The sequence below is a fragment of the Nostoc sp. genome, from assembly GCF_036916985.1.
Lineage (GTDB): Bacteria > Cyanobacteriota > Cyanobacteriia > Cyanobacteriales > Nostocaceae > Nostoc.
Window position 1 is genome coordinate 1 of sequence record NZ_JBALFD010000063.1, and the last position, 7463, is coordinate 7463.

A 7463-nucleotide genomic window follows, 5' to 3' on the forward strand; every position below is an offset into this window, starting at 1 on the left:
GCCATTGCGATCCAGAAACAAAACTTGAGGTGGCACTGTTTCATCCTCGTCAGCAGCTTTGGTCAGAGCATTTTAGCTGGAACGATGATTTTACAGAGGTTATTGGTAAAACTTCCTGTGGTCGAGCAACAGTGTCAGCTCTGCAATTAAATCGGGTTGGAGTCGTTAACTTGCGTCGCCTTTTGACCTCGGCGGGACTGCATCCACCGCCATAAAAATGTTGGTAGTGGTCAATATCTAGCGATCGCCAATTCTCATTTTAAGGTTTCATGACATTAAACCCCTTGCAGCAAGCAGGGTTGATAAATTCCTAACCAATGCAGCGATCATACCTGTAATTAATTGGGAGCTTTGTGAGGATGTGACACCAACCAATCGCACACCACAGACCTACACTCGTCTGCAAACTTAACCCAAAGGAGCCACTGCCCCAGGTATGCGTTCTGTGTAAGGCTCATCATCGGGTGGAACTTCCACAACAGCAGACGGCGCAACAGACTTTTGCTCTTGGAATACTTCTAATAGACATCTAGGATGGTGCCAGTATGACCTTTAGTCACTTCCGCCCCAAGTGCAGGCAGGATTGCCATTCTTGAAACTGTTGTTTAGCAAGACTAGAGGATAATTATTTGGATCGGAGCCACCAGCCAAATCTAAGATGAAGTAAACTTTACCTTTAACAAAGTGCATCCGTAAATAATTAAGATGTTCAGAGTAGGCTTCTCCATCAACCTTAGTCATTCCAGCAGAAGCAAAGCATTTAGCATATCTCGGCTTGAGTGTCCCAACCCATGTAACGCTAAAACTATTACTGGCTTGAACAGAGATTTTACTGGCGTAGGCACTCAGGTTAACAGAGCCATCTGTTGAAAAACTGCCTTCTTGATAAGGATGGGGTTTTTCACCTGACTTTTCACTTTGTCTGGACAGCTTTGTTTTTGCTCGTTTTCACTATAAACTTTTAGCTCAATGTTTTGTGATTGATTTTGTGCAAGGACTCGCCAGTTGGACAACAGAGGCAGTAAACCAATACTTATGCCTATAATCAATATCATTGGTCTAAAGGAAATCATACTCATAACCGAACAAATATCGAATTGAATGTAGTATTATATTTTACTAATTAATCGGCAAATTCAAGCCAGTGTAATTGCTGAGAAAGAGAAAAGGGAAATGTTGAAGAAAAAACTTTTCCCCACAATGCCAAGAAGTGAAGAAGTCTATTTTTTACTAACCCAAGCAAGATCGGAAAATCTCGAAAAAATTGCGTTAGATATTACTCTGATTAAGGCTGACCAAGAAAGTCTCCTTTGCCAAGTTCTACACCACAGTGCCTAAGAATGTCATACGCTGTTGTGACATGGAAATAAAGGTTTGGTAAAACAAAATATAGCAGAAATGGCATTCCTTGAAAAGAGAGAGTGTTGTCACGCATTTGTAGGGTAATTTCTCTCTCTTCTGAACCGTCAATTTGCTCAGGTTTAAAAGTATTTAAATGAGAAATAGTTTTTTGAATGCGGTCAATAAGTTGAGGAAATGTAGTTTCATTGTCCTCGAATTTAGGTGGTTCTATTCCTGCTAACCGTGCAGCACCTCTATTTACTGTGTCAGAGGCAATTTGCACTTGTTTTGATAATGGAAACATATCTGGGGATAGACGACTATTAATCAAGACATTCGGATCTATTTTTTTAGTTTCAGCATAAGCAGCACCTTTTTCAAGAATGTTTATAAGATTATTCAGTGCGCGAATAGACACGGGTATTAAAGCTTGGTACATTGAAATGGTCATTGAAATTTCTCCAGAAAAAGTTCAAACGACTTTGAGCCGCCCCATCTAATATTAGAGGGGAGCAACGGGAAAAAGTGAGATCCTCGTGAAATAGGCTGTTCTTGAGCAGGGGAGTAGGGGGAGTAAAGAGACAAATAAGCGTATTTTTAGCTCTAATTCCTCAAAAATGAGCCAACGGTAAGTACTTGTTAAGATGATGTTGACTCATTTTGAATGAGTCAAAGCAAACCATCACTGACCACTCAGGCGATAGCATCAGTCGAGTGTATTCAGATTCACTTGAGGAGACAGTCAAAAGTCTGTTGCAGTCGTTGGGGAAGGTAAATCGGCCTTATCTTACTGCTGTGGAAGAGAAATTGTTGACGCTTCTGGAGTCTGAATACCGGAAGGAGATAACCTAATTTGGCATCTAATGTTGAGGCTTGGAAAAAAAATTAAGCGATATCCGAAAGTGTTTGATGAATCGAGCAATAATAATTTATCTATCTAGATGATTGTCTTTACTTTCTCTGGCAGTTTCAACTTCATGAAAATGATCCATTGACCACTGACACAGCAGACGAAGTGGCTCAACTAAAGTTTCTCCCAGTGATGTCAAGGAATACTCTACAGTCGGAGGATTAGTAGAATAAACTTTGCGCTTCACAAGACCATCTCTCTCCAAATCACGCAGAGTACGGGTTAGCATTCGTTGTGAAACGTCTCCAATTTCTCTATGCAATTCACCATAGCGTTTCGTACCTTGGGATAGAACGTAGATGATTGCTGTAACCCATTTGTCAGAGACCAGTTCAAGTGTCTGGCGTAAATAAGGATGCTCGTTGAGTATTTGAGGTGATTGAGCCATGTTTAGGATAAATGATACGTACACTTGTGTTCCTACTTGTGTAATGCAAGATGTTTGTTTGAGAATGAAGTCTAGAAATCTTTAAGATGATCTCAATGTTCAACTTTGCAGACTAACTTGCCGTACCTATTCAGGCAAAAGGGTGGCTCCTGACACTATTTGATACAGCCTTTCACTAAAGATATTAACTGTTTGTGTTCATGACAGACAATAAGAGAGGAAAACAACACAATGAAATTTTCTGATTTCACTCAAGAAAACTCGGCCATGCTTCTGATTGACCATCAAGTTGGGACAATGAAGCTGATTAAAAACTTACCTTTGAGCGAGGTAGAAAAGAATACTCTTGCCCTAGCAAAAGTAGCAAAGGTGCTTAAGATACCTGTAGTTTTGACAAGTAGCCAAGAGGATCGGTTTCAAGGAAAGCTAATGACTACTCTAGCAGAATTGCTAAGAGAAGCTTATGAGGTAAGAGTTAAACGTGCAGGGATCGTAAATGCTTGGGACGATAAGAACTTTGTTCAAGCTGTCAAAGATACGAATCGTACTAATTTAATTATGGCTGGAATAACTACGGATGTTTGCTTAGTTTTTCCCGCAATTAGCGCAGTGCATGAAGGCTATAATGTTCAAGCAGTGATGGATGCTTCTGGTTCACCATTCCATCTGTCAGAAGATTTAGCACGGAAGAGGATGCATGATGCTGGAGTTGTGCTAACTACTACGATCACAATGATAGCTGAATTGGTTAAGGATTGGAGCCGAACAGAAGGTGTCGAATTACAGGAATTATTGTTTAGTGAGATATTGCCTCCTGAGTTCATCGAAGGCAGTACTACTCCATATTGATTGTTGTTGACCCTACTACAAATAAACAGGAGCTAATAGATGGAATAGCTCAGATAAAGGGTTCATTCAGAAGATAGTCATCCGGCTATAGTTGTGACTGCTGTGACTATACTTTACTATAGTGCGTCAGCAATTGGTCAATGTAATCGCTATATTGCTCTGCCAAGCTTTCATCATGTAACACAACGATATTTTCAGCATTTTGTGTGGCACTGCGAGAAAAGTTAAAACTGCCGCTGATCACAATATTGTCACATACTACAACCTTATTGTGCATGAAATTGTGTTTGCTATCTGGTTTATAAGGCTCGGAGTGCTTCCCAACTAGATGAGATGATACCTCTTTAAAAGTTTCAGCAACACCGACACTTGCTTCAGTTTTGAGCCAAAGTTTCACCACATGAGACATTTGTGTAGCATCGTATACTCCACTAAAATCTTTCACCTGTTTGTGTCTGAGGGCATCATCAAGTGCAGCGAGAATTGCATGAGAAGTGATCATCATGGAAGCAATCTTGATTCGCTTTTTTGCTGAACCAATTAAACTGGAAATGATGTGGTCAATGGTCTGACCCTCTCCTGGGGAGAAGGCGAAATCAACTTCTGTAGAAGCAATATAAACTTTACCCGTATCCCCAACACCCGTGGTCTTGATATTGCCACTCACCCACAATTCCTGAAAGTCAGTTTCATAGTATGAACAAAGCTGCGGCGAAGAAATTTGCAATATATTGTTGTCTTGGTAAGTCCAAGCATCGTCTGTAAAGTTAGCTGAACCAGTCCATAAAGTTGCTTCACTGGTATTCACATCTCGGATGACATATTTATTATGCATCAGCTTTGAGCCAGCAATGCTCTTTATTTCAACTTGAGTTCCCTCAAATACACTTTCTAGGAATGCTTTGGTTCCTTTCGGTGCTGGATCGCTGCCACTAGCGATAAAAGCATCAACTGTTTTAGTTTCAGGTTTTCCATGATCAAAAGCAATTCGGACTTTGACACCCGCTTGGGCTTTGTTCTTAAGTGCTGTAATTACGGGTTCTGCAAGAGTTGATTCCGTTAAACGAAAATCATAGATTGCAATGTGCAGATTTGACTTTGCTCCATCAATAAACTCAGCTAATTGTTCTGCAATCAAAAGTGGTTGCCCTTTATTTCCACCATGATTTACATCTGTTAAGAAAGTCGGATTGATTGCTGAACTCACTTTTTTCGACATAAGTCAGCCCTGTTTGAGGTATTTGCTTTTACTGTACTCCATATTGATGAAGTAGTTTGACAAATAAGTGAATTAAAGATATTAAATAAATCTGAAGGTTATCTAAAAACCAGATAAATTAATATTTGTTTATCTAGAGTTTAAGTTAGTTTTAAGTTGAGGATGAGTGGATTTGTAAAAATGTATCTCATGTATACTTTTGAAAGCCTTGCTTCGTGATTGACTCAAAAGTATCTAGTAAAATTTTTCAACTCGAAAAGGTAGTGTTTTATGAGCAAGTTCACCAAAGCAACAAGATACCTAAATCATCATCGTTTCAAGCATTCATTGGGCGCACCACTAATTCGAGTAGTTGGGGATATTGAAAAATTGTTTCCGGCTCCAGAAAATCATCATGGTGCGAATCATCAGCATTTAATTTTAAGCAATATTCAGGTAGAGCATACTGAGGGATTTCCAGAAGGACTGGAAGTGAGCAAGGAAATTTTTGTAGCTATTCGCTTCGGAGATAATGAAGGGTTAGTAGATCCAGTACCATTCATCGCCGGAGAACTAGCACGGTTACAGGGTGAATACATAGACGCATCTATTGCCTATGCGACAGAAGATAATCCCGGTTTGTCTGTACTGCATTTTACTCATCATCCAGTGGGTTTTGTAGAATTTCCCATTCGTAGCCAAGATTCACATGGGCCAATTTACACCTAAATAAGTCGCAGTTGCGTCTAGGAAGTAAATTTTCTAGAGGCAACTGCAATAGAGGATTAATCTTTTGTAACTAAAGGCTGATAATCTGCATGAAATCATCTCATCTTCTATTATTAGTAAGTTTATGCTTAAGCTTATTATTGTTTGTCACACCTTTACGAGCAGAGGAGAAACAAGGCAGACCCAAAGGATATGCTTTCATGAGCAATAACACCAACCAACAGGTATTGGGAGTGGGTAATACTGAAGCGATTAGGCTTGCTGAAAAATCCCCCTTAGTGCAGTCAGCGAAAATTTTTTTGGTAAACCAGACAGAGAAAATAAAAGATATCAAACTGAGAAAAGCCACACTTGATGCAATTGATAATCCCACAACCTGTATCATGCATAGATATGGGTTAAGCAATCGCAGAAAGCAGGAGATTGTACAGCAATTGCTCAAAGTCGGCTTGGTAGATGCTGTGGACGATATGACCTTTCCAGGTGGACTAATAGCTGGAATTTTCCCACCAGTTAGCAATGATGGTAGTGTCTGCCCTCAACTTCCCCAGTCTTTTTTCTCTGCACCTGGAAGTGGAAATAACAGTCACCATGCTTATCCCGGAGGACTACCAATACATGAAGCATTTAATAATATTAGTAATTTGAGCTTTGCGAGTAACTATCGGCTAATATATGGTCAAACAAACAGTAATGGTTTACCAATTGTCAATCCAGATAGTGAAAGTAAAGTAGATTCAGACATTTATATCAGTAACGACCTATTAATTGCAGCACCAATCTGGCATGACTGGGCAAAATCAATCGTCTTTCAGTGGAACGCTTTAGGCACTGAGTTCCAGGAGTTGAACTTCGGTGGGAATGGTAAAACAGACAATTATGGTGCGTCGGGCGATTCTAGAACTGGTGGTCATCACATCATCAGTTTGGCAGAGACGATGAAGCGAAAGTTATCCCCAGAGTTTGTGATTACTCAAGCTTGCGCTCACTCATCTCCCACTCTCGGTAACGAGTACAAGGTAGTTAACTGGTTACGTGCGGCTGCAATTATTGCTGGAATTGACCCCGTGATTCAAGGTTATTTATTCATGGATAAGCAAAACCATCTACGTTTGCCGATAGTCCGTAAGCTTGGCAGTTTCGCGCTGAGTACAAATTCTTCACTTACTAACTTCCTGGCTGAATATGCCTTGCATAACCTGTCAGATGCCGATTTTGTTTTATCAATTCCGGCTGTTACCACTGTTCAAGAGCAATTGAAAGCGATCGCTCCCCAGTTTGGCTATAATCCTACAGATACAACATATATTAAAAAATTTCGTAACCCTGTGCTAAGTTACTTATCTGCGGAACGATTGCTAATTATTTATGGCAATCGTGGGCTTGATGGTGTAATTGCAGAAATCCGAAAGCTTAATCAGAAAAAGATTATCTAGCAGGAACGATGTATCTTTCAAATCTGCACTACAAAAATTAGTCCCTTGAATATCTGGATTTTACAGTTAGCAGCTGCAAGAGTGAAAAGCGCGTAATTTACAGCCGTAGGCATCGCTGAGTACTATTTGAGGGGATTAAAAAGATATCTCTCTATAGAGGGTTGCGCTCAATCAAATTGAAAAAAGTCTTTATCTAGAATTATGTTTAATCAGCTTTTTTCTCTTCAGTGCTAACTGCTGAAGCCGCTCAATTTCAGTTAGTACATCTTCGGGCTTGGTTTCCATTTCTAAATCAGCAAGCTCACTGTCTTCATCATTGTCAATCCCCATTTTGTCTTGAATCGCATCAAGCATTTGTAATACTCGTGTGACTTCATGCTCTGTCAGTAGCGCAATTTGTAAATTTAAGTTTGTTCGATATTCACTTTCTTCACTGAGGCGGTTTTGACTAATTAACACAAATGTTGACAGAAAAATTGCTTCCAGCGATACCACCATTGTCAATAGTCCGTAGGGAAATGGATCGAACGGATGCACGCCGATTCTTCCCGTGTTCAAAACAATCCAAGCTCCAAACCAGACGATATGTACGTAAACAAAAACTATATGTCC

Annotated in this window: 9 protein-coding genes and 1 pseudogene; 4 read left to right on the forward strand and 6 right to left on the reverse strand. The window is 40.0% G+C overall.

Features of this window, described 5'->3' with window-relative positions; all coding sequences use genetic code 11:
* A pseudogene (locus tag V7L07_RS21170) lies at positions 1 to 215 on the forward strand (HNH endonuclease); the annotation flags it as partial.
* 337 nt (positions 216 to 552) lie between these two features.
* Here V7L07_RS21170 and V7L07_RS21175 read toward each other — a convergent pair.
* The 4 genes from V7L07_RS21175 to V7L07_RS21190 form a co-directional block, all read right to left on the reverse strand.
* The gene (locus tag V7L07_RS21175) at positions 553 to 741 is read right to left on the reverse strand and encodes a hypothetical protein (RefSeq protein ID WP_335060868.1); all 189 of its coding nucleotides are present in this window, start codon (positions 739 to 741) and stop codon (positions 553 to 555) included.
* Between the two features lie 104 nt (positions 742 to 845).
* Complete coding sequence (locus tag V7L07_RS21180) at positions 846 to 1055, reverse strand: hypothetical protein (RefSeq protein WP_335060869.1); 210 nt, start codon at positions 1053 to 1055, stop codon at positions 846 to 848.
* A gap of 230 nt (positions 1056 to 1285) precedes the next feature.
* Positions 1286 to 1792 carry a DUF1993 domain-containing protein gene (locus tag V7L07_RS21185; RefSeq protein ID WP_335060870.1) on the reverse strand — a complete coding sequence of 169 codons (507 nt, stop codon included), beginning with the start codon at positions 1790 to 1792 and terminating at the stop codon, positions 1286 to 1288.
* A 478-nt stretch (positions 1793 to 2270) separates the two neighbouring features.
* Positions 2271 to 2639: a winged helix-turn-helix transcriptional regulator gene (locus tag V7L07_RS21190; RefSeq protein ID WP_335060871.1), complete on the reverse strand. Its 369-nt coding sequence runs from the start codon at positions 2637 to 2639 to the stop codon at positions 2271 to 2273.
* 231 nt (positions 2640 to 2870) lie between these two features.
* On the opposite strand from V7L07_RS21190, the gene V7L07_RS21195 reads away from it, so the two are divergent.
* Positions 2871 to 3488, forward strand: coding sequence for an isochorismatase family protein (locus V7L07_RS21195; RefSeq protein WP_335060872.1), 618 nt, complete (start codon positions 2871 to 2873; stop codon positions 3486 to 3488).
* Between the two features lie 106 nt (positions 3489 to 3594).
* Here the strand turns inward: V7L07_RS21195 and V7L07_RS21200 are convergent, their stop codons facing one another.
* Positions 3595 to 4707, reverse strand: coding sequence for a phospholipase D-like domain-containing protein (locus V7L07_RS21200; protein ID WP_335060873.1), 1113 nt, complete (start codon positions 4705 to 4707; stop codon positions 3595 to 3597).
* A gap of 270 nt (positions 4708 to 4977) precedes the next feature.
* Between V7L07_RS21200 and V7L07_RS21205 the strand changes: the two genes are divergently transcribed.
* Complete coding sequence (locus V7L07_RS21205; protein ID WP_179069998.1) at positions 4978 to 5415, forward strand: hypothetical protein; 438 nt, start codon at positions 4978 to 4980, stop codon at positions 5413 to 5415.
* An 89-nt stretch (positions 5416 to 5504) separates the two neighbouring features.
* The gene (locus V7L07_RS21210) at positions 5505 to 6851 is read left to right on the forward strand and encodes a hypothetical protein (RefSeq protein ID WP_179069997.1); all 1347 of its coding nucleotides are present in this window, start codon (positions 5505 to 5507) and stop codon (positions 6849 to 6851) included.
* 189 nt (positions 6852 to 7040) lie between these two features.
* Here V7L07_RS21210 and V7L07_RS21215 read toward each other — a convergent pair.
* On the reverse strand, positions 7041 to 7463 hold a 423-nt coding region (locus V7L07_RS21215; protein ID WP_335060874.1), incomplete at its 5' end, for a DUF1003 domain-containing protein.

Excerpts from the sequence above, each read along its gene's own strand:
- V7L07_RS21175 (WP_335060868.1), bottom strand. The coding sequence starts at position 741 with ATGACTAAGGTTGATGGAGAAGCCTACTCTGAACATCTTAATTATTTA.
- V7L07_RS21185 (WP_335060870.1), bottom strand. The coding sequence starts at position 1,792 with ATGACCATTTCAATGTACCAAGCTTTAATACCCGTGTCTATTCGCGCA.
- V7L07_RS21180 (WP_335060869.1), bottom strand. The coding sequence starts at position 1,055 with ATGATATTGATTATAGGCATAAGTATTGGTTTACTGCCTCTGTTGTCC.
- V7L07_RS21200 (WP_335060873.1), bottom strand. The coding sequence starts at position 4,707 with ATGTCGAAAAAAGTGAGTTCAGCAATCAATCCGACTTTCTTAACAGAT.
- V7L07_RS21210 (WP_179069997.1), top strand. The coding sequence starts at position 5,505 with ATGAAATCATCTCATCTTCTATTATTAGTAAGTTTATGCTTAAGCTTA.
- V7L07_RS21190 (WP_335060871.1), bottom strand. The coding sequence starts at position 2,639 with ATGGCTCAATCACCTCAAATACTCAACGAGCATCCTTATTTACGCCAG.
- V7L07_RS21195 (WP_335060872.1), top strand. The coding sequence starts at position 2,871 with ATGAAATTTTCTGATTTCACTCAAGAAAACTCGGCCATGCTTCTGATT.
- V7L07_RS21205 (WP_179069998.1), top strand. The coding sequence starts at position 4,978 with ATGAGCAAGTTCACCAAAGCAACAAGATACCTAAATCATCATCGTTTC.